The sequence below is a fragment of the Paraburkholderia dioscoreae genome (genome assembly GCF_902459535.1).
GTDB lineage: Bacteria > Pseudomonadota > Gammaproteobacteria > Burkholderiales > Burkholderiaceae > Paraburkholderia > Paraburkholderia dioscoreae.
In genome coordinates, this window is the sequence record NZ_LR699554.1 from 2,707,172 (window position 1) to 2,727,414 (window position 20,243).

Here is a 20,243-nt window from a genome sequence, read left to right on the forward strand (position 1 = left end):
GGGTGGACCTGATTTGGTGCGGCTCGTGACCGGGTGGACCCGGCTGGCGTGGCCCCCGACCGGGCGGAGCTGACTGGCGCGGCTCATGACCTGGCGGAACCGGCTGGCGCTGCCCCCGACCTGGTGGACCCAGCTAGCGCGGCCCACGGAGTGGCCGACGTGACGGCGCCGTCTCCCAACCGGATCGCACACGCAGGCCGCAAGCGAGGCGTTACTCCGCCGGCAGCGTCAGCGATGCGACTTCGCAGCGCGGCCACTGACGCAACACGTCCGGCGCCAGCAACAACTTGGCGGCTCGCACGCCCGCGCCCATGACGATCTGGTTCCGCTCCATGACGGCGGCGTCGACGAGAATGCGCCAGTCGGCCGGCAAGCCGAAGGCGGTGATACCGCCGAACTCCATGCCGCTATGCTCCACGGCCGCTTCCCGCTTCGCGAACGAAAGCCGTTGCGCGCCCAGGGCCGCCTTCACCGCGCCGTTGATGTCCAAACGCAGCGAACCCAACGAGACCAGCGCTGCGTAATGCTCTGCGCCCTCCTTTTTGTACCGGATCACGATGGTGTTCGCACAGTCTTCCAGACCGAAACCGTAGCGCGCGCTGAATTCGGCGGTATCCGAAGCGTCGTCGGAGACGGAGAAAACCGTCACGCCTTGCGCCGGCAACTGCTCGACGACATGCGCGGGCAAATGGGCGCCCAATTGTTCGGCCGGAATGACATCCAACTGCTGTATGAGTTCGTGCGAGTGCATGGCGAGCAAAGTGTATGAGGATCCCCGGCATTCTAACGGCACGCCTGAGCCGAGGTGCGCGGGCTCCGCGCACGCCGGTCCCGCTTGTTATAGTGACAGGCACAAGGTTTGCGAAAGCTTTCACGCGAAGACTGCGTCAAGGCTGCCTCGACGGTTCCCCCCGCGGTTCACCCCGCCCTATCGCCTTGCCCGCGCGGCGTCAGCACCTCTTGAGAAACACGACCATGGACATGGACACGCTTTCCGCCGAAAACCTGCAACTGGCGGCCCGCAAGCAGGCCAACTGGGCCATCGGCGCCTTCAGACAGTTTGCCGAGGACCGCTGCGCGGCCATGGCCGCAAGCATCGCCTTCTATGCCGCGTTTTCGCTTGCGCCCACATTGGTCATGGTGATCGCCGTGGCCGGCTGGGTCTTCGGCGCGGAAGCCGCGCGCGGCGAGTTGTTCGACCACATTCACGGATTGCTCGGCGACCAGGCCGCCGCGGGCGTGCAGACCATCGTCGAGAACGCTCATCACAACGGCAGCGCCGGCGGCATCGCGGCGATCATTTCGTTCTCGATGCTGGCGATCGGCGCTTCGGCCACTTTCTCGTCGCTCAATAGCGCACTCAATATAGTGTGGCCGTATACGGGGCCGCGGTCGTCGAGCGTGATCGCGCTGGTGCGCGTGCGCCTGATCTCGTTCGGCCTGGTGCTGGGCGTCGCGTTCCTGCTGATCGTTTCGCTGGTTCTCGATACGATCATCACCTTCGTCGGCAAGTGGCTCTGGGGCGACTCGCCGTACGTCGTGATCGGCAACCTGTTGCAACTCGGCGTCGGCTTGCTGGTGCTGGCGTGTGCGTTCGCCGGCCTGCTCAAGTTTCTGCCGGACGCTCGCGTGCGCTGGCTCGATGCGTTTGTCGGCGGGATTGTCGCCGCCGTGCTGTTCTCCGCGGGCAAGAAGCTGTTCGCCCTTTATATCGCGCACGCCGGGATGGCCAGTTCGTTCGGCGCGGCCGGCTCGCTCGCCGTGCTGCTGATGTGGCTGTACTTCTCGGCCGCTGTGCTGCTGCTCGGCGCGGAGTTTTCGGCGGCGCGCGGGCGCATGCACGACCCGCGCGGAGGCTGGGGCATGCAGGACGACACGCCGCCCGGCAGCCGCGCCAAGCTTGCGTCGGTGCTGGCGGCATCGACGGTCAGTGCGGATGCTGCGCCCCACATGGCCGCACAGGCGCACACCGCTTCGAGCGACGCCGCGCTCGCCGCCGCCGGGCGCGACGCAACTGCAAACGCGCCGGGCGGTACGGCGGCGTCGGCTTTTCGGGAGCAATCCGGCAACACGGCGTCAGCGCGAGCGACTGCGGTCAAACTCGCCCGCAGCGTCGTCTCGGCCGAAGCGCAAGCGACCCGCATCGCCGCCGACACGCTGATCGAGGCGAGCCGCAAAGCCGTCGCGGCCGATCGCTACGTGCGGCGGCACCCGTGGCCTTCGATGTTGCTGGCCGCGGCTGCCGGGCTGGCAGCGGCGACCGTCGCGCGCCGCAACGCCCGCGATAGCGACAGCGAGCGCAATTCCTGACGCCTCGCGTTTCAACCGGACCCCGTCTGGCCGCACCTATGCACCAACATGGTCGCGCCTGACCACAGCACGACGAACCTGTCCAGCGCCTGCGTCAAGCAAAACGCATCGCAATTTTTATGCAGATCCTGCAAAGCGACCAAAAAAACTAGACGACTAGATTACGAAGCACCTTCAAGGAAGTGTCGAAAGTGAAGGTGCCAGAGTCGTCACTGTCAACAAAACAACAATAATGCTTGGCTAGGGAATAAATGTTGCTGAAACAGGAATAATCGTTAACGCGCTTTAAATACAAGGCTTTGCGTCGGTTGTCAGTTTTTGGAGACAGTCTTTTTTTTCCAGTTCTAGCGGATAGACCTCTGCGCTATTCTCCTTCCCGCAACAACAAACTAATCATCTGCGTGGAGAAATGGATGAAACGAATCGCACTGTCTACCCTCTCGCTGGCGCTCCTCGGCGTCACTGGCGTCGCACACGCTCAAAGCAGCGTTACCCTGTACGGCTTGATCGATGAATCGGTTCAGTTCGCCCACAACACGGTCGACGCTTCCGGCAAGAACGCGAATCAGGTCGGCCTGGTCGGCGGCAACCTGCAAGGCGATCGTTGGGGCTTGAAAGGCACCGAAGATCTCGGCGGCGGCCTGAAGGCGATTTTCCAATTGGAAAACGGCTTTGACCTCAACACCGGCAAGCTGGGTCAAGGCGGCAAGATGTTCGGTCGTCAAGCCTACGTCGGCCTGACGGGCGATCAATGGGGTACGTTCACGCTGGGTCGTCAATACGATCCGCTGGTCGACATGGTTCAGCCGCTGACGGCTGACAACTACTTCGGTTCGACCTTCGCCACGCCGGGCGACGTCGACAACAACGACAACTCCTCGCGCACGAACAACGCCATCAAGTACACCTCGCCGGTGTGGGGCGGCTTCCAGTTCGAAGGCATGTACGCTCTGGGCGGCGTGGCTGGCCAGACGGGTTCGGGCCAAACGTGGTCGGGCGCTGCAACGTACGCAACGGGTCCGTTCAGCGTTGCTGCCGGCTACTTCCGCGCAGACAACGGCAACACGCTGGCTAGCCGCACGTCGGCAGGCTCGGTGGGCTGGAACGGCAGCACGTCGGACGGCACGTTCGACAACCAGGTCAACGGTGCCTACGTGGCAGCCAAGTCGATCGGCATCGCTTCGGTCGCCGTGCAATACGTCACGGGCCCGTTCACGGCCAACCTGCGCTACAGCAACGCGCAGTACAAGCCGGACGCGAACTCGGGCTTCGGTTCGACCGAGAAGTACAACATCGGCGCCGCATACCTGGGTTACCAGGCAACGCCGGCAATGCTGGTTGGCGTGGGCTATACCTACACCAAGGCTAGCGGCGATTCGGGCGCAACGTATCACCAGGTCTCCCTGGGCGGCGACTACAACCTGTCGAAGCGCACGGACATCTACCTGGTTGGCGCATATCAGCACGCAAGCGGCCAGCAACGCGCCGCGGACGGCACGCTGGTCAATGCAGGCGCAGCAATCGGTTCGTATAGCTACAACTCGGCTTCCAGCTCGCAAGAACTGGTCAGCCTGGGCATCCGCCACAAGTTCTAATCTGACTTGACGGACTGCTGAAGCAACACGCAGTTGAAGACCAGCCACGGGCGAGAAGCCTGTGGCTGGTTTTTTTTCGTGCTGAGACTTCTTCTGCAATACAGGCCCGCGTCACGGCACCGCGCTCGCACACTCGCAGATGCTTCGGCTCGCCAGATACGCGGCCGCCCCGCGCACCGGACGACGCAAAAAAGGCCGCCAGCAACCCGGTTGGGGCGCCTGACGACCTTGTTTCGCTACAGCGGCTTCTTATACGGCTGCTTCTTCATCACGGAAGGCGGACCTCGGCCTCGCCGGCACAGCCTACCTGCGCTGCGATTTGCCCTTCTCCGCCTGCGCCAGCGTCTGCGCGGGCTTCGCGTGGAGTTCATGCTCGATGCCGTCGGCGCCCACCGGCGCGCGATACAGCACCAGCGCCCGCTCGCGCTGCAGCAACGGCACGTTCGGCGAATCCTGCCAGTCCGGGTCGGGAATCTCGCCGAACACCTGGCGCAGCCGCTCACCCCACGTACGGTGAATCATCTCGAAGTACGCGTTGTCGTGATCGATCGAGACGAAACGCGTGACGCGCAGCGCATCCTTCTGATAGACCAGCAGATCGAGCGGCAACCCGACCGACAGGTTCGAGCGCAGCGTGGAGTCCATGGAGACCAGCGCGCACTTGGCGGCCTCGTCGAGCGGCGTGGACGGCGTGAGCACGCGGTCGATGATCGGCTTGCCGTACTTCGCCTCGCCGATCTGGAAATACGGATTCACCGCCGACGCCTCGATGAAATTGCCCGCCGCGTAGATCATGAACAGGCGCGGCCGGTTGCCGGCGATCTGCCCGCCGAGAATAAAGCTGCAATTGAAATCGACGCCGAATTCCTGCAACGCTTCGGCCTCGCGCTGATGCACGCACCGCACCGCGCGGCCGATCACGCGGGCCGCGTCGGCCATGGTGGGCGCGCTCCAGAGCGTGGGTTGGGACGGATCCGCGGGTTCCGACAGTTCGTGCAGCACCGCCTGGGTAAGCGACAGATTGCCGGCGCCCAGCAGGACGAGCATGCGCTCGCCCGGCTGCTCGAATACCGACATCTTGCGCGCGGTGCTGATGTGATCGACGCCCGCATTGGTGCGCGTGTCCGAGAGGAACACGAGACCGTCGTCGACGGACATCGCGACACAGTAAGTCATAAGGAAAGGTACCTGCAAAAAAACCACTGAATGGCGCTATTGTAATGCCGCGCGCATGCGTCCCTATTCCGTATTACGGCCTTTGCGGGCCCAATCTGAATGGGTTGTGAGGGCTGGCGCTCACTAGCGCCTCCAGCGGGCCTCTCCGGACCGTCACCCTCTCTCCGCAGCTATTGCGGCTGTTGCGCACTGACCATCACGGACACCTTCAGCTGTTCTTCCAGCCCGCCGATACGCCGGCCGCGCACCGGCGCGGCCGATTCATAGTCTCGAGCGACAGCGAGACGGCAGTAGATTTCACTGGCGAACGCGGCGTGCGTGACATCGATGGAAATCCAGCCCGTGCCCTCCAGCCATACGTCGACCCAGGCGTGGCTGGCAGCGTGCGGCACATCGCCCGGCTCGATATAGCCGCTCACGTAGCGCGCCGGAATGCCTCGCGCGCGGCAGCACGCGAGCATCAGATGCGCGTGGTCCTGACACACACCGTTGCCGAGCGCGAGCGCCTGGGCGGCCGTGCTGGTGACTTCGGTGACGCCCGGGTTGTACTTCACGCGCTGCACGATCCGTTCGGACAGCGCGATCAGGTTCGCCGAGCTCGCCAGGTTCGGCACCGATTCGGCGAGCTCGCGGACTGCGGCATCGGCCTCGGTCAGCCGCGTCGAACAGGTGAAATGCTCCAGCGGAATCGGGCCGATGGGGTCGGGCAGATAGCCGTCGATCAGCGGGATCGTGTCCACCTCGCCGGCCACATGCAGACGAATCTCGCTATGCGGCTTGTTGATGACCAGTGTGTGCAGCACGTTGCCGTAAGCGTCGAAAGTCGCGTCGAGCTTGCCCGGCGCGTCGATGCTCCAGCGCCGCACGACCTGCGAGGCGCCGCTCGACGGCGTCAGACGCAGTTGCTGGATCGAATAATGGACAGTCGCTTCGTAGCGATAGGACGTGTCGTGGCGGATCGTCAGGTACATAAAAAACTCCGTCAGGCGACTGGCAGCATCAGATAGGTACGCGCAACCAGATTGCCTAGCTCGAACACACGAGCGAGGAACTGCGTCAGATAGGCGTGCAGGCCGGCCTCGAAAATCTGCCGGATGTCGGAATACACAAGTTCGGCGCGCAGTTTGCCGGCGAACCGCTCGCACTGGTTCGAACCCGAGGTGCGCAGCATCGCCAGATTCGCGCAGACGCCTTCGAGCGACGCCAGCAGCGAACGCGGCATCTGCTGATTCAGGATCATCAGTTCGACCACGCGCGCCGGCGTGACGACGTCGCGATACACCTTGCGATAGATCTCCAGCGCCGACACCGAGCTCAGAATCGAGGTCCAGTAATAAAAATCTTCGAGCTGGCGCGCGGCGTCGCGTGAATTCGGTTCGACGTCGGCAAAGCGCACGTCGAGAATCCGCGCGGTGTTGTCGGCGCGCTCCAGATAGGTGCCGAGTTGCGTGAAGAAGAATGCGTCGTCCTGCAGCGCGGTGCCGATCGTCACGCCACGCGAGAGGTGCGAGCGGAACTTCACCCATTCGAACAGCGCGCCGGGATTGTTCGCCGCCTGTCCGGACGAAATGCGCTCGTTGAATTCGAGCCACGTATCGTTGATGGTTTCCCACCACTCGGTCGTCAAGGTGCCACGCACCGCGCGGGCGTTTTCGCGCGCGGCCTGCAAACACGAGTGAATGCTCGACGGATTGGTCGCGTCCGCCACCATGAAATCGAGCACGTGCTCGCGGGTCGGTTCGTCGTAGCGTTGCGCAAACGCGGTTTCGAGTTCGGAAATGCGCAGCACCGAGCGTTGTGCGCGCGCCTCCTGTTCGGGCGTCTGCGGCAATAGCAGCGCCTTCAGGTTGATATCGAGCATGCGGGCGGTGTTCTCCGCGCGCTCCATGTAGCGGGCCATCCAGAAAAGGTGATCGGCGGTTCGGCTTAGCATGACGGCGTTCCGTATCTGATGACGCGAGGCCTTCGTCGAAGTAAAAGGCCCGCGCTGGTTATCCGTATGCGCCGGTGGCGCGCGTGTTGCGTATCACGTGCCGCCCCGGCGCGTTGGGTTGCAGGCGCGGTTGCGTAAAGCATTGCAACCGCATCGGCAACCGCGTCAGTCGACCATCCATGTATCTTTGGTCCCGCCTCCCTGCGACGAATTGACGACGAGCGAGCCCTCCTGCAACGCCACGCGCGTGAGTCCGCCGGCGACCATCGTGACGGTCTTACCGGACAGCACGAACGGACGCAAGTCGATATGGCGCGGCGCGATGCCGCTTTCGACGAACGTCGGGCACGCGGAGAGCGCCAGCGTGGGCTGCGCGATATACCCGCCCGGACGCGCAATCAGACGTTCGCGGAAGGCTTCGATTTCGGCCTTCGTCGAAGCCGGCCCGACGAGCATGCCGTAGCCGCCCGCGCCGTGCACCTCCTTGACCACCAGTTCCGGCAGATGCGCGAGCGTGTATGCCAGATCGTCCGGCTTGCGGCACTGGAACGTGGGCACGTTGTTGAGGATCGGCTTCTCGCCGAGATAAAACTCGATCATTTCCGGCACGTACGGGTAGATCGATTTGTCGTCGGCAATGCCGGTGCCCATTGCATTCGCCAGCGCTACGCGCCCGGCGCGGTACGCCGTCAGCAGACCCGGCACGCCGAGCGCCGAGTCGTTGCGGAAAGCGAGCGGATCGAGAAAATCGTCGTCGACGCGGCGGTAAATCACGTCGACGCGCTTCGGTCCCTGCGTGGTGCGCATGAACACATAGTTGTCGTCGACGAACAGATCCTTGCCTTCCACCAGTTCCACGCCCATCTGCTGCGCGAGGAAGGTGTGCTCGAAATACGCCGAGTTGTACATGCCCGGCGTGAGCACCACCACGACCGGATCGTCGACGCCTTCGGGCGCGACCGAGCGCAGCGTATCGAGCAGCAGATCGGGATAATGCGCGACCGGCGCAATGCGGTTCTGCACGAACAGTTCGGGGAACAGCCGCATCATCATCTTGCGGTTTTCGAGCATGTAGGACACGCCCGACGGCACGCGCAGGTTGTCTTCGAGCACGTAGAACTCGCCTTCGTCGCCCGCGCGCACTACGTCCACACCGGCGATATGCGCGTAAACACCGAGCGGCACATTCACACCCTGCATTTCAGGCCGGTATTGCGCGTTGGTATAGACCTGCTCGGCCGGCACGATGCCGGCGCGCACGATGTTGCGATCGTGATAGACGTCGTGGATGAACAGATTGAGCGCCTGCACCCGCTGGCGCAAACCGGCCTCCAGCGTCTGCCATTCGCTGCGCGGAATGATGCGCGGAATCAGGTCGAAGGGAATCAGCCGCTCGGTGCCGGACAGGTCGCCGTTCACCGCGAAGGTAATGCCGACCCGGCGAAACAGCAGGTCGGCTTCCGCACGCTTGCGTGCGATCGCCTCGTTGCCCTGCTTCACCAGCCACCGCTCAAAGCGCGCGTAGTGTGGCCGCACGGCATCGTCATGATGACGCATCTCGTCATAGCATCGCATGTCACGCCCCGCTCTTGTTGTCGGATAGAAGGCGAATGCGCTGCGCATTCGGTGTTCGACAATCGATCAAGCAAGCGCTATGCCATTGAGCTTTTCACGCACTACACACGGTGTATGCACGCGAACAGCGCATCCCGCCCGGCAAGGCTCCGGTGCCATCGTACTGCGGCGGCCCATGATGCGCTAGTACGGTGCATGCGCAGCACTGCGGTGCGTGCGCGAGGAAAGTTCTTATAACCGCGCCCGCATTCGCGAAACCATGAACGCGCATGAAAAATCCCCGTGGATTTGCACCCACGGGGACTCAGGCAACGTGCATTGAGGATCGTTCCCGAAGGGTACTCCCCTGCGGGCATTTCAAGCGTCAGCCATTGTTAAAAACAGCGCCGACGCGTGAAACGTGATCAGCCTGCAGCAGCGTCTTTTAGCTTCTTCAGCGGACGTGCCTTGATGCGCACGCTAGCCGGCTTGGCCGGGAACCAACGCTCTTCACCCGAGAACGGGTCTTTGCCGAAGCGCTTCTTCTTCGCCGGCACAGCTTGCACGACGATCTTCAGAAGACCCGACAGCGTGAATTCGCCAGCGCCCTTCTTATGCACTGCGCCGAGGATGGTGTCTTCGAGCGCAGCCAGAACGGCCTTGGCGGTCTTCGGTTCCACAGCGGCGCGTTCAGCGACATGTGCAGCCAGCGAGGCCTTCGTGAAGGTGTCCTTGATCGGCGAGGGAGCGCTGGACGCCTTCACGGCGACCTTCTTAGCTGCGACGGCCTTCTTCGCAGGAACTTTCTTTGCAGCAACCTTCTTGGTCGGTACCGGGGCAGCAGCCTTCTTGGCCACCTTTTTTGCGGAAGTCGGCATGTTTCTCCTACCTGTTGTGGTCAGTGAATTGCACGAAGCGTGCACGGTATGCGCACGCTTCAACGCCGGATTCTACAAGCGCTAATGCGATTTGCGCGACTCTTTTATGTATAACAGCGAAGGTTTGTTGCGCGGCGCAGACTGCACAACACATTTTGATGCTTGTTTTAGCGGGTAAACGTGCGTCGGCGAGCTCGCGACACGGACGCGTAACGTACGTTACAAGTCATTTCGATGCATGAATAACGGCACTTTCTGCGCCGGGGGATTGCCGCGACCCGCTCGATCATCGCAAAAAAGACGTCGCGGCTCGCGTGCTTATTGCACGAGCCGCGGGAGAATGCCGGCGAGCTTCGTGAGCGCCGCATCGATATCCTCGACTGCAATATTGCCGTAGCCGAAGATCAGGCCCGGCTGCGCCTTGACGCGCAGATGAAAAGCCGCGAGCCCATATAAGCCGATCGATGCTTCACGCGCCGCGCTCACCAGGGCCTGCTCCGTCAGCGGCGCTTTCAGGCGCGCCGCCATATGGATGCCGGCCGTGGGCACGATCGGTTCGAACCAGGGCGCGAGGCCGCCGTGCAAATGGGCGAGCAGCATCGCGCGGCGCGCCGCGTAGATCTTGTGCATGCGCCGCAGGTGCTTGGCGAAGTCGCCGTTGAGCATGAAGGACGCGAGCGCGGTTTGCGTGAGCGTGCAGCCGTGCCAGTCGGTGATCTGGCGCGCCTTGAGCAGCGGACCATAGAGCGAGGCCGGCGGCACGACGTAGCCGACCCGCAGTTCGGGAAAGATCGTCTTTGAAAACGTGCCCACGTACGCCACGAGGCCGGCGCGGTCGAGGCTTTTCAGCGGCTCCATCGCCCGGCCTTCAAAGCGGTACTCGCAGTCGTAGTCGTCTTCGATGATCACCGCGCCGCGCTTCTGCGCCCATTCGAGCAATTCGACGCGGCGCTCCAGACTCATCGGCATGCCGAGCGGAAACTGATGCGAAGGCGTCACGTAGACGAGCCGCGCCTTGTCCGGCAGCTTGCTCACGATCAGGCCTTCCGCATCCACCGGCACGGGCACCACGCGCGCGCCGGTGGCCTTCAGGCACGCATGGGCCGGCGAATAACCGGGATCCTCGATCGCCGCGACTTCGCCTGCACGCAAGCTGATGCGCGCAAGCAGATCGAGCGCGTGCTGCGCGCCTTGCGTCACGATCACGTCTTCCCAGTTACTCGCCACCGCGCGGTTGAAGGCCAGGTAGCGCGAGATCGCGAGGCGCAACTCCTGCTCGCCGGCCGCATCGCGATATGTGCCGGGGCCGCGCGATTGCGCGCGCAACGCACGATTCACGCAGCGGCGCCAGACCTCGAAGGGAAACAGCGTCTTATCCGTCGCGCCGCCAACGAAGTCCTGCGGCAACAGCGCCAAAGGCCGCGGCAACGCCAGGCGCTCGGGCATGTCTTCCCACAGCGGCTGCGCGCGCGCGGCGGTCTTCGCCCTGACCCGCTCGCGCGACGATTCCACCGCCCGCGCATGCGAGGAGCGCTCCACCGGCAAACGCTCCAGGCCGTCGGCAACGAAAGTGCCCGAGCCGGCACGGGCGCTGAGATAGCCTTCGGAGAGCAGCCGCTCGAATACGTCGAGTGTGGTCTTGCGCGAAACGCCCAGTTGCGTGGCGAGATCGCGCGTGGACGGCAGGCGCGTGCCACCGGCAAGGCGCCCTTCGAGAATGCCGGCGCGCAATTGCCGATAGATCTGTCCGGACAGATCGTGATGCCCTTCGACCGCGATATGGATTTCCATCCGGGTGGCTACCTCAAGTGTCCGGCAAACAGTTGTTTCGGAGGACCACTGTCGATCGTAAGCTTACCCCTGTCGCCGCTGTCGGCGTGGTCATTTACGAGGAAGATCGACTCATGCCGTTCGGCGGCGCCTTCGCGCCGCTACCGGCGTTGCGGCGGATTACTCCGCTACCACGCCGTTCAGTGCCGCGGTTTGCCGTGCGCTCTCGCGGGCTTCGTCGCTGCAACGCTGATGTTCGCGCGACAGCTTGCGCATCAACGGCAATAGCAGGACCGCCACCAGCGCGCCTACCGCCGCGAGCCAGCCCAACCCGGTGAACAGCTTGGTGTAAAGCGGCAACGATTCGAGCGGATCCATGTCACCCGCCGGCATCTGCGCGAAATTCGCAACCACGCTGCCCAGATATTGCGACACGCCGGTCGCGACGAAGTACGCGCCCATCATGAAACCGCTCATGCGCGCCGGTACGTAGCGCGCGATCATGGCGAGCCCGAGACCGCTCACCAGCAGTTCGCCGAGCGAATACAGGCCGTAGCCGCCCACCATGAACCACGACGACACGCGCCCGTTCACCGCGTAATTTCCGCTCGCCGCGTAGACGAAGAAGCCGGCCGCGACCACGGCGAAACCGAACGCGTACTTCACCGCTACAGGCACGTCCTTGCCGCTCTTCGCGAGTTTCGTATAAAGCAGCGCGAGCAGCGGGCTCAGCAACATGATCCAGATCGGGTTGAGCGCCTGGAATTGCGCGGCGCTCCACGTGAACCACGTCTGGCCGAACAGGATGAAACGCGGATCGACGTTGCGCAGCGCGAACAGCGTGAGCGAGGTCGACATCTGCACGTAGAACACGAAGAACAGGATCACCTGCGCGGTCAGGATCAGCGCGGCAACCAGACCGGAACGCTCCGAGCGTTCGCACTTCACCAGCATGTAGCCGAAGATCGCCAGAATCGCGACGCCCGCCGTGTACACGCAGGCCACCGCGATCGCCTTGTGCTGCAGCACGAACATGGTCGCCGCGCCGAGCGCGAGGCCGCCCAGCGCGACCGCGCCGACGCGTTTCCAGCGCACCGGTTCGGCGTCCGGCGCGGAGCCGATATGCGCGAGCGTGCGGAACATGACGAAGTAGTTCAGCACCGACAGCAGCATTCCCGCGCAGCAGACGGCAAACGCCGTGTGCCAGCCCCAATGGTCCTTGATCCACGGCGTGGCGAGCATCGACACCGTCGAGCCGATGTTGACCGCCATGTAGTAAATCGTGAACGCGCTGTCGATGCGCGCGTCGTCGCCCTCATAGATACGGCGCACGAGATTCGCGGCGTTGGCCTTGAAGAGGCCGTTGCCCACCACGATCACGCCGAGCGACGCGTACATGTAGGCGAGCTGGTCGTTGGGCAGCGCCAGCATGAAATAGCCGACCGACAGCACGCCGGCGCCGAAGATCATGGTGCGGCGCGCACCGAGAATCTTGTCGCCGATCCAGCCGCCGATCGAAGGTGACGCATACACCAGTGCCGTGAATGCGCCCCACGTGAGGGTGGCGTGGCTGTCGCTGAACTGCAGCTTGTCGATCATGAACAGGACCAGCAGCGCGGCCATACCGTAGTAACCGAAGCGCTCCCACATCTCGATCAGAAAGACCGTCGAAAACGAACGGGTCTGCGACACGCGCGCGCCGGGCGGATTGGATGAATTCATCATGTACCTCTTGTTCAAACGGTTGCAGCGTCGCGCGAGCTGGTCGCGCGGCGCGTGAAACGGAATCTGGAAAGACAGCCGGCGACGTCATGCCTATGTGTTGGCGTCGGCGCGAACGCACTCATCCGCGACGGAGCCCCAAACCAGCAGAGAAACCAGAGGATCGGACGGAAACGCGCCTCGCGATACGCGACGAAACAGGTCCGCGTGCGGGACGGCTCGCAGGGAGCGCCCTTGGGGCGCGCGGCGCCACATCGGGCTCGAACTCCGGCGTGCGGAGCGGGCGCAATGATAAAGCATCGTGGCGAACGGAAATGCTGCGGCCCGCAGATGACGGCGGTGCGAGGCAGCGACGGGCGCACGGCCCGCGGCGGGGAAAATCGGCGGTGATGGTCATATCCTTACGCCGGCAGGTGTTCGGTTGGAACGTGCCGGACAGTGCTCCACCGCACAGGATCGCTGCGGGCGGAATGAGAAACTGCGGCCTGACTCGCGTGTGGTATGCACACCCGCGCCCTTCCGCAAGCGGGGCTGATTCTGCAAACAGAAGCATGTCGAGTCACTCAGGGAATTCACTGATTCCGCGTCGACAACCTATGCTTACCGTGCCTTACGGCTTTGCCGCATTGGCGCCTGCGGCCGAAAATAGTCTGTAGTGTCATGCCTTTAATCCTCCTGATACGCAAATTGAATAGACGCGTTGACCGGCGCGCATACTGCAGCCATTTCCGCATCTGCTTTGCCGTTTTCGGAAATAAACGGTCATTTTGGCCGGGTTTAGTTTCGATTCTGGCAACATAGAGTGCTATCTCGAATTGCGGTCTCCTGCATCGCCCGGCGCGGATTAGACCTGCTGCCCCGTCCAGACCGCAATCAAAACATATTTACATATATCAAACAAATTTTGACGGGCTAATTTCCTCCTGCTATGGTCACGACAATTCAAAAGAGCAATCCGGCACTAGAAATCGGCAGCAAGATCCGCGCGCTGCGGCAACGCCTCAAGCGCACGCTGGATGACACGGCAACCGCGGCGGGTATTTCCAAGCCGTTTCTGTCGCAGGTGGAGCGTGGTCTCGCGTCGCCGTCCATCACGTCGTTGGCGGGGATCGCAAACGCACTCGGGGTCACGGTGCAGTATTTCGTCGACACACCCAGCGAGGAACGCTGCGTGAGCCGCGGCGATCAGTTGAGGTTTTTCGGTTTTGCGGATTCGGCCAATCTGTTTGCGCGGCTGACCAACGTGACGGGCGGCCGTCAACTCGAAGCGATCCTGGTGAGGATGCCGCCCGGGCAGAAGCGCTCCGAAGTCACCACGCATGCCGGAGAAGAGTTTATGTATGTGATCGACGGCGAAGTGTCGTTGACACTGGAAGGCAAGACGTTCGTGTTGCACGCGGGAGACAGCGCGCATTACGAATCGACGGTACCGCACAGCTGGGTGAACACCGCGCGCATCGAGTCGGTGGTCGTCTGGGTGGGCACGCCAAGACTGTTCTGAAGAGCAGGCACCTTATCCGGTCGACCCGGCCAGGGATTGCCTGCATTACGAAATGTAAGGAATCCTGCATGTCGCGCTACCAACACGAGCAACAAGGGCCGCCCTGGCCCGAGCAACGCAGCTAGACCGGCGCCCCGGCGCCAGCGCGTTTCTCTCTCGACCTTTCCTGCGATCTCAATCGATGAAAACCCCGTTCGTCTACGCGACGGCGCTAACCGCGCTCGTCCTCACGTTTGCCCCGTCCGCTTTTGCCGTCAACGTGCCGGCCGGCGTCACGCTCGCCGCGAGCCAGGAAATCACCCGGCAGGTGCCGGCTGAAACCGAATCGCTCGACCCCGCGCATATCGAATCGTGGACCGGCAATACGATCGCGCTCGACCTGTTCGAAGGCCTGACGCGCATCGACGCGACCGGCGCGGTGGTGCCGGGCGTCGCGCAATCGTGGACGCGCACCGGGCCCGATACGTGGGTGTTCAAGCTGCGCCACGATGCGCGCTGGAGCAACGGTCAGCCGGTCACGGCAGCGGACTTCATCTATGCATGGCAGCGCGTGCTCGATCCGAAGACCGGCTCGAAGTACACCGTGCTGGTCGAATTCGTGAAGAACGCCAAGGCGATTCTCGCCGGCAAGGCGCCGCTCACGAGCCTCGCCGCGCGCGCCGTCGATCCGTACACGCTGGAAGTCACTACCGAAGTGCCCGCCGCCTTCTTCCCGCAACTGGCCGCCATGCCGACCATGGCGCCGGTCAACCGCGACGTCGTGACGAAGTTCGGCGGCGAGTGGACCCGGCCGGGCAACTTCGTCGGCAACGGGCCTTACATGCTGACGGACTGGCAGCCGAGCAACCGTCTGGTGGGCACGAAGAGCAAGACGTACTGGAACGCCGGCAAGGTCGTGATCACGAAAGTGACCTACCTGCCGATCGAAAACGACGAAACGGCCATGCGCATGTATCAGGCTGGTCAGTTCGACTACACGTATTCGATCCCCTCCGGCATCTATGCGCAGGTGAGCAGGCAGTTCGGCTCCGAACTGAAAACCGGCCTGCAGATCGCCACTTACTACTACAGCCTGAATAACGAAGACCCGCTGTTCAAGGACAAGCGCGTGCGCCAGGCACTCTCGATGGTGCTCGACCGCGACCTGCTGACCCAGCGCCTCACCGCGGACGGCGAACTGCCGATGTACGGCCTGATTTCCAAGGGCACGCAAGGGGCGGCCGTCTTCAAGCCCGACTGGTCCACGTGGCCGATGCCCAAGCGCGTGGACTACGCCCGCAATCTGCTGAAGCAGGCCGGTTATTCGGAGACCAAGCCGCTCACGTTCACGCTGACCTATAACACCAACGACCTGCACAAGAAGGTGGCGCTCTTCGCCACCTCCGAATGGCGCACCAAGCTCGGCGTGAACGCGAAACTGGAGAACGTCGAATACAAGGTGCTGCTCAAGCAGCGCCACGACGGCAAGGTGCAGGCCTCGCGCGATGGCTGGTTCGTCGACTATAACGACGCCATGTCGTATTTCGATCTGATCCGCTGCAACAGCGTGCAGAACGATCAGCGCTACTGCAACCCGCAAGTGGACAAACTGGTCGATCAGGCCAACCAGCAGCTCGACGACGCGAAGCGCACCGCCCTGCTCACGCAGGCACACGATATGGCGATGAACGACTACCCGCTGGTGCCGCTCTTCCAGTACTCGGCGGACCGGCTGGTGAAGCCGTATGTGGGCGGCTACACGTCGACCAACTACGTCGATCAGCGCGCCACGCAAGACATGTATCTGATCAAGCACTAAGCGCGGGAGCACCGTCATGCTGGCCTATACGCTGCGCCGCACGCTCTGGGCGATCCCGACGATTCTCGCCGTGATTACCGCGTGCTATCTGCTGCTGCATCTCACCCCGGGCGGCCCGTTCGACACCGAGAAGCAACTCTCGGCCGCCGTGCTCGCGAACCTCAACGCCAGGTATCACCTCGACGAACCGTTGTGGCTGCAGTACTTCCACTACCTCGGTTCGCTGCTGCACGGCGACCTCGGGCCGTCGTTCCGCTATGCCGACTGGTCGGTCAACGACCTCGTGTGGAAAGCGCTGCCGGTGAGTCTCGGCGTGGGCGGCGTGTCGGTGCCGATCGCGCTCGTGATCGGCGTCGCGCTCGGCACCGTGGCAGCGGTGCGGCGCGACCGCTTCGTCGATCACTTCGTGATGGTGCTCGGCAATCTCGGCAACGTGGTGCCGCCTTTCGTGCTTGGGCCGGTGCTGGTGTGGATCTTCGCGATCCTGCTGAAGACTTCCGAAGGACACGGCTGGCTGCCGGCCGGCGGCTGGGGCGAAGGCGAATGGCGCTATCGCGTGCTGCCCATCGTGCTGCTGACCATCATCAACGTCGCCGCGATTGCCCGCGTGATGCGCGGCAGCATGATCGAAGTGCTGTCGGGCAACTTCATCCGCACGGCGCGCGCCAAGGGTTTGCCGGGCCGCACGATCGTGTTGCGCCACGCCATGAAGCCGGCGCTGATGCCGGTCGTCTCGCTGCTCGGCTCGATCTGCATCTCGTCGATCACCGCCGCAGTGGTCACCGAATCGGTGTTCGCGCTGCCGGGTCTCGGCCAGCTGGTCGTCAATGGCGCGATCAATCGCGATTACACCCTCGTGCTCGGCCTCGTCGTGCTGACAACCGCAATCGCCGTGCTGTTCAATCTGCTGGTCGACCTCGCGTATGCGTGGCTCGATCCGCGCATCCGGTACTGATCCATGCCCCGCTCAATTCAATCGACTGCCGCGGCGCTCGATCCGCTCGCGGCCATCGCCAGGGCGCCGCGTTCGCGCGGCCCGCTCGCCACCGCCGCGTGGCGCTTCGTGCGCAACCGCGCCGCCTTTGCCGGCTTCGTTGTGCTGATGCTGATCGTGATCGCCTGCGTAGCCGGCCCGTGGTTCCTGCCGAACAATCCGATCGATAGCGACTGGAGCGCGATCAGTCTGCCGCCCACCTTGCAGAACATGCACTGGTTCGGCACCGACGAACTCGGCCGCGATCTGCTCGCGCGCACGCTGCAAGGCGGGCGTGTCTCGCTCGAAGTCGGCCTGCTCGGCACGCTCGTGTCGGGGTTGATCGGCGTCGCGTACGGCGCGACCGCCGGCTATCTGGGCGGCCGCGTCGACGCGGTGATGATGCGGATCGTCGACATGATGTACGCGATTCCCTACATGCTGATCGCGATTCTGATGATGACCATGTTCGGCCGCGCGTTCTATCTGGTCGTGCTCACCATCAGCGCGTTCTCGTGGCTCGACATGGCGCGCGTGGTGCGCGGCCAGACGCTGTCGCTGCGCTCGCGCGAATTCATCGACGCCGCAAAGGCGATCGGCGTGAGTTCGCGTTCGATCATCGCGCGCCACATCGTGCCGAATCTGTTCGGCGTGGTCGTGGTGTATGCGAGCGTGACGGTGCCGAACATCGTGCTGACGGAATCGGTGCTGTCGTTCCTCGGCCTCGGCGTGCAGGAGCCGATGACGAGCTGGGGCGTGCTGATTCAGGACGGCGCGCAGAAGCTCGAATCCATGCCCTGGCTGCTGCTGTGCCCCGCCGTGATGCTGTGCGTGACGCTGTATTGCGTGAATTTCGTCGGCGACGGTTTGCGCGACGCATTCGATCCGAAGGACCGTTGACATGCCGCTACTCGAAGTCAAAGACCTCAGCGTGCGCTTTACGCGCCGCGAAGGCGCACCCGTCGACGCGGTGCAAGGCGTGTCGTTTTCGCTGGAAGCGGGCCGCACGCTCGGCATTGTCGGCGAATCGGGCTCCGGAAAAAGTCAGACCGTGATGGCATTACTGGGGCTGCTGGCCGGCAACGGCAAGGTGTCGGGCAGCGCGACGTATCGCGGCGAAAACCTGCTGACCATGAACGAAGCGGCGCTGAACCGGATTCGCGGCGACCGCATCGGCATGATCTTTCAGGATCCGATGACCTCGCTCAATCCGTTCCTGACGATCGAGCGGCAGATGACCGAGACGTTGCAACTGCACCGCAACATGTCGCGCCGCGAAGCGCGCCGCCGCGCGATCGAAACGCTGGAATCGGTGCGTATTCCGGATGCCGCGCGCCGCATCAACATGTATCCGCACGAATTTTCCGGCGGCATGCGGCAACGCGTGATGATCGCAATGGCCTTGCTTTCCGAACCCGAAATCCTGATTGCCGACGAACCCACCACCGCGCTCGACGTGACCGTGCAGGCGCAGATCATCGAACTGCTGCGCGAACTGAACCGCGAACGCGGCACGGCGATCATTCTGATCACGCACGACATGGGCGTGGTGGCCGGCCTGTGCGACGACGTGATGGTGATGTACGCCGGCCAGACCGTCGAGCAGGCGAGCGCCGCCGCGCTGTTCGCCGCGCCGACGCATCCGTACACGCTCGGCCTGCTGAACGCGCTGCCGCGTCTGACCGACGATGACGACGAGCGTCCGCTGCAAACCATTCCGGGCAATCCGCCGCTGCCCGGCGAGGTCGGCGCGGGCTGCGCGTTCGCGCCGCGCTGCGGGTATTGCACCGAGCGCTGCCGCGAATCGCGCCCGTCCCTTGTTGCTGCAGAAGGCTATCCCGACGCCCTGCGCGCATGCTTTAAACCGGCAGGCGAAATCCTGGAGGCACAACACATATGAACGCCACGCCTATCGCGAATCAGGACGCAGCAACGTTGCTCCGCGTCGACAATCTCAAGGTGCAATTCGGCGTGCCGCGCGGCGGCTTTCCGTGGTCCGGCAAAGCGACGCTGCGCGCGGTGGACGGCGTGTCGTTCAACGTGCGGCGCGGCGAAACCGTGGGCCTTGTCGGCGAATCGGGTTGTGGCAAGTCGACGCTCGCGCGCGCGATCATCGGGCTCGCACCCGTGGCGAGCGGCAGCGTGCGCTGGCTCGGCGACGAAACCGTGCTGCCGGGTGCGCGCCGCGATACATCGCGTTTGCGCCGCGACGTGCAGATGATTTTCCAGGATCCGCTCGCCTCCCTCGATCCGCGCATGACGATCGAACAGATCATCGCCGAACCGTTGACGACGCACGGCCAGGACATCGCGCGCGCCGATGTGCAGCGGCGCGTGCTGACCATACTCGAACGGGTCGGCCTCAACGCGCAGCATCTGCGCCGTTATCCGCACGAGTTCTCCGGCGGCCAGTGCCAGCGGGTAGGCATTGCACGCGCGCTGATCGGCGAGCCGCAACTGGTGATCTGCGACGAGCCGGTGTCCGCGCTCGACGTGTCGATCCAGGCGCAGATCGTCAACCTGTTGCGCGATCTGCAACGCGAATTGTCGCTCTCGTTGTTGTTCGTCGCGCACGATCTGGCCGTGGTGAAAGCGATCAGCCACCGCGTGCTGGTGATGTATCTGGGACGTGTGATGGAGTTCGGCGACAAGCGCGAGGTGTACGGCACGCCGCGCCATCCGTACACGCGGGCGTTGCTCTCGGCCGTGCCGGTGCCCGATCCGGTGGTGGAACGGGCGCGCCGTCATCTGCTGTTGCGCGGCGAGATTGCCTCGCCGCTCAACCCGCCCTCCGGTTGCGCGTTTCGCACGCGCTGCCCGGATGCGATCGAAGCCTGCGGGGAGGAAATTCCGCAACCTGTCACGCACGGTGCCAATGCGACACGCGTCGCATGCATTCGCGTGGTGGATGCCCCACAGGAAGCCTTTTCGGCCCACCGCTAAAGCAACGAACCTGAGAAGTTAAAACCGTATTCCCGGCGCGGCGAGCCGTCGCGCCGCTGGATGCGTTCGTCCTGTCATCAGCATGACGAA

Annotated in this window: 16 protein-coding genes; 8 read left to right on the forward strand and 8 right to left on the reverse strand. The window is 63.6% G+C overall.

What is annotated here, in order from left to right:
- Positions 1-211 precede the first annotated feature (211 nt).
- Complete coding sequence (locus PDMSB3_RS32305) at positions 212-751, reverse strand: YbaK/EbsC family protein (protein ID WP_007177962.1); 540 nt, start codon at positions 749-751, stop codon at positions 212-214.
- Positions 752-975: 224 nt separating this feature from the next.
- On the opposite strand from PDMSB3_RS32305, the gene PDMSB3_RS32310 reads away from it, so the two are divergent.
- Both PDMSB3_RS32310 and PDMSB3_RS32315 read left to right on the forward strand, forming a co-directional pair.
- Positions 976-2,310 (forward strand): YihY/virulence factor BrkB family protein, encoded by a 1,335-nt coding sequence (locus PDMSB3_RS32310; protein WP_007177963.1) that lies wholly within the window; start codon positions 976-978, stop codon positions 2,308-2,310.
- Positions 2,311-2,723: 413 nt separating this feature from the next.
- The gene (locus PDMSB3_RS32315) at positions 2,724-3,905 is read left to right on the forward strand and encodes a porin (RefSeq protein ID WP_007177964.1); all 1,182 of its coding nucleotides are present in this window, start codon (positions 2,724-2,726) and stop codon (positions 3,903-3,905) included.
- 303 nt (positions 3,906-4,208) lie between these two features.
- On the opposite strand, the gene PDMSB3_RS32320 is transcribed toward PDMSB3_RS32315, so the two are convergent.
- The 7 genes from PDMSB3_RS32320 to PDMSB3_RS32350 form a co-directional block, all read right to left on the reverse strand.
- Positions 4,209-5,081, reverse strand: coding sequence for a proteasome-type protease (locus PDMSB3_RS32320; RefSeq protein WP_007177965.1), 873 nt, complete (start codon positions 5,079-5,081; stop codon positions 4,209-4,211).
- 170 nt (positions 5,082-5,251) lie between these two features.
- Positions 5,252-6,052, reverse strand: a complete 801-nt coding sequence (locus tag PDMSB3_RS32325; RefSeq protein WP_007177966.1) for a transglutaminase family protein — start codon at positions 6,050-6,052, stop codon at positions 5,252-5,254.
- Between the two features lie 11 nt (positions 6,053-6,063).
- Positions 6,064-7,014, reverse strand: coding sequence for an alpha-E domain-containing protein (locus tag PDMSB3_RS32330; protein WP_007177967.1), 951 nt, complete (start codon positions 7,012-7,014; stop codon positions 6,064-6,066).
- A gap of 165 nt (positions 7,015-7,179) precedes the next feature.
- The gene (locus tag PDMSB3_RS32335) at positions 7,180-8,589 is read right to left on the reverse strand and encodes a circularly permuted type 2 ATP-grasp protein (protein WP_007177968.1); all 1,410 of its coding nucleotides are present in this window, start codon (positions 8,587-8,589) and stop codon (positions 7,180-7,182) included.
- 404 nt (positions 8,590-8,993) lie between these two features.
- Complete coding sequence (locus tag PDMSB3_RS32340) at positions 8,994-9,446, reverse strand: HU family DNA-binding protein (protein WP_007177969.1); 453 nt, start codon at positions 9,444-9,446, stop codon at positions 8,994-8,996.
- Between the two features lie 318 nt (positions 9,447-9,764).
- Positions 9,765-11,237: a MocR-like pyridoxine biosynthesis transcription factor PdxR gene (pdxR, locus tag PDMSB3_RS32345; RefSeq protein ID WP_007177970.1), complete on the reverse strand. Its 1,473-nt coding sequence runs from the start codon at positions 11,235-11,237 to the stop codon at positions 9,765-9,767.
- 159 nt (positions 11,238-11,396) lie between these two features.
- The gene (locus PDMSB3_RS32350) at positions 11,397-12,938 is read right to left on the reverse strand and encodes a peptide MFS transporter (protein WP_007177971.1); all 1,542 of its coding nucleotides are present in this window, start codon (positions 12,936-12,938) and stop codon (positions 11,397-11,399) included.
- 928 nt (positions 12,939-13,866) lie between these two features.
- Between PDMSB3_RS32350 and PDMSB3_RS32355 the strand changes: the two genes are divergently transcribed.
- From PDMSB3_RS32355 to PDMSB3_RS32380, 6 genes are all read left to right on the forward strand, one after another.
- Entirely contained in the window at positions 13,867-14,439 is a 573-nt protein-coding gene (locus PDMSB3_RS32355) for a cupin domain-containing protein (RefSeq protein ID WP_007177972.1), read from the forward strand.
- 181 nt (positions 14,440-14,620) lie between these two features.
- On the forward strand, positions 14,621-16,237 hold the full coding sequence (locus PDMSB3_RS32360; protein ID WP_165189075.1) for a peptide ABC transporter substrate-binding protein: 1,617 nt from the start codon (positions 14,621-14,623) through the stop codon (positions 16,235-16,237).
- Positions 16,238-16,253: 16 nt separating this feature from the next.
- A complete protein-coding gene (locus tag PDMSB3_RS32365) occupies positions 16,254-17,192 on the forward strand; it encodes an ABC transporter permease subunit (RefSeq protein WP_165189077.1) in 939 nt (312 codons plus the stop codon).
- A gap of 3 nt (positions 17,193-17,195) precedes the next feature.
- Positions 17,196-18,110, forward strand: a complete 915-nt coding sequence (locus PDMSB3_RS32370) for an ABC transporter permease (RefSeq protein WP_007177975.1) — start codon at positions 17,196-17,198, stop codon at positions 18,108-18,110.
- A gap of 1 nt (position 18,111) precedes the next feature.
- Positions 18,112-19,110 (forward strand): ABC transporter ATP-binding protein, encoded by a 999-nt coding sequence (locus PDMSB3_RS32375; protein ID WP_007177976.1) that lies wholly within the window; start codon positions 18,112-18,114, stop codon positions 19,108-19,110.
- A complete protein-coding gene (locus tag PDMSB3_RS32380; RefSeq protein WP_165189079.1) occupies positions 19,107-20,153 on the forward strand; it encodes an ABC transporter ATP-binding protein in 1,047 nt (348 codons plus the stop codon). Before PDMSB3_RS32375 ends, PDMSB3_RS32380 begins: the two co-directional genes overlap by 4 nt.
- The last annotated feature ends 90 nt before the right edge of the window (positions 20,154-20,243 follow it).

What these genes read in the sequence shown, in the direction of transcription:
- PDMSB3_RS32305 (WP_007177962.1), bottom strand. Translation starts at nt 751, where the DNA reads ATGCACTCGCACGAACTCATACAGCAGTTGGATGTCATTCCGGCCGAA.
- PDMSB3_RS32310 (WP_007177963.1), top strand. Translation starts at nt 976, where the DNA reads ATGGACATGGACACGCTTTCCGCCGAAAACCTGCAACTGGCGGCCCGC.
- PDMSB3_RS32315 (WP_007177964.1), top strand. Translation starts at nt 2,724, where the DNA reads ATGAAACGAATCGCACTGTCTACCCTCTCGCTGGCGCTCCTCGGCGTC.
- PDMSB3_RS32320 (WP_007177965.1), bottom strand. Translation starts at nt 5,081, where the DNA reads ATGACTTACTGTGTCGCGATGTCCGTCGACGACGGTCTCGTGTTCCTC.
- PDMSB3_RS32325 (WP_007177966.1), bottom strand. Translation starts at nt 6,052, where the DNA reads ATGTACCTGACGATCCGCCACGACACGTCCTATCGCTACGAAGCGACT.
- PDMSB3_RS32330 (WP_007177967.1), bottom strand. Translation starts at nt 7,014, where the DNA reads ATGCTAAGCCGAACCGCCGATCACCTTTTCTGGATGGCCCGCTACATG.
- PDMSB3_RS32335 (WP_007177968.1), bottom strand. Translation starts at nt 8,589, where the DNA reads ATGCGATGCTATGACGAGATGCGTCATCATGACGATGCCGTGCGGCCA.
- PDMSB3_RS32340 (WP_007177969.1), bottom strand. Translation starts at nt 9,446, where the DNA reads ATGCCGACTTCCGCAAAAAAGGTGGCCAAGAAGGCTGCTGCCCCGGTA.
- pdxR (WP_007177970.1), bottom strand. Translation starts at nt 11,237, where the DNA reads ATGGAAATCCATATCGCGGTCGAAGGGCATCACGATCTGTCCGGACAG.
- PDMSB3_RS32350 (WP_007177971.1), bottom strand. Translation starts at nt 12,938, where the DNA reads ATGAATTCATCCAATCCGCCCGGCGCGCGCGTGTCGCAGACCCGTTCG.
- PDMSB3_RS32355 (WP_007177972.1), top strand. Translation starts at nt 13,867, where the DNA reads ATGGTCACGACAATTCAAAAGAGCAATCCGGCACTAGAAATCGGCAGC.
- PDMSB3_RS32360 (WP_165189075.1), top strand. Translation starts at nt 14,621, where the DNA reads ATGAAAACCCCGTTCGTCTACGCGACGGCGCTAACCGCGCTCGTCCTC.
- PDMSB3_RS32365 (WP_165189077.1), top strand. Translation starts at nt 16,254, where the DNA reads ATGCTGGCCTATACGCTGCGCCGCACGCTCTGGGCGATCCCGACGATT.
- PDMSB3_RS32370 (WP_007177975.1), top strand. Translation starts at nt 17,196, where the DNA reads ATGCCCCGCTCAATTCAATCGACTGCCGCGGCGCTCGATCCGCTCGCG.
- PDMSB3_RS32375 (WP_007177976.1), top strand. Translation starts at nt 18,112, where the DNA reads ATGCCGCTACTCGAAGTCAAAGACCTCAGCGTGCGCTTTACGCGCCGC.
- PDMSB3_RS32380 (WP_165189079.1), top strand. Translation starts at nt 19,107, where the DNA reads ATGAACGCCACGCCTATCGCGAATCAGGACGCAGCAACGTTGCTCCGC.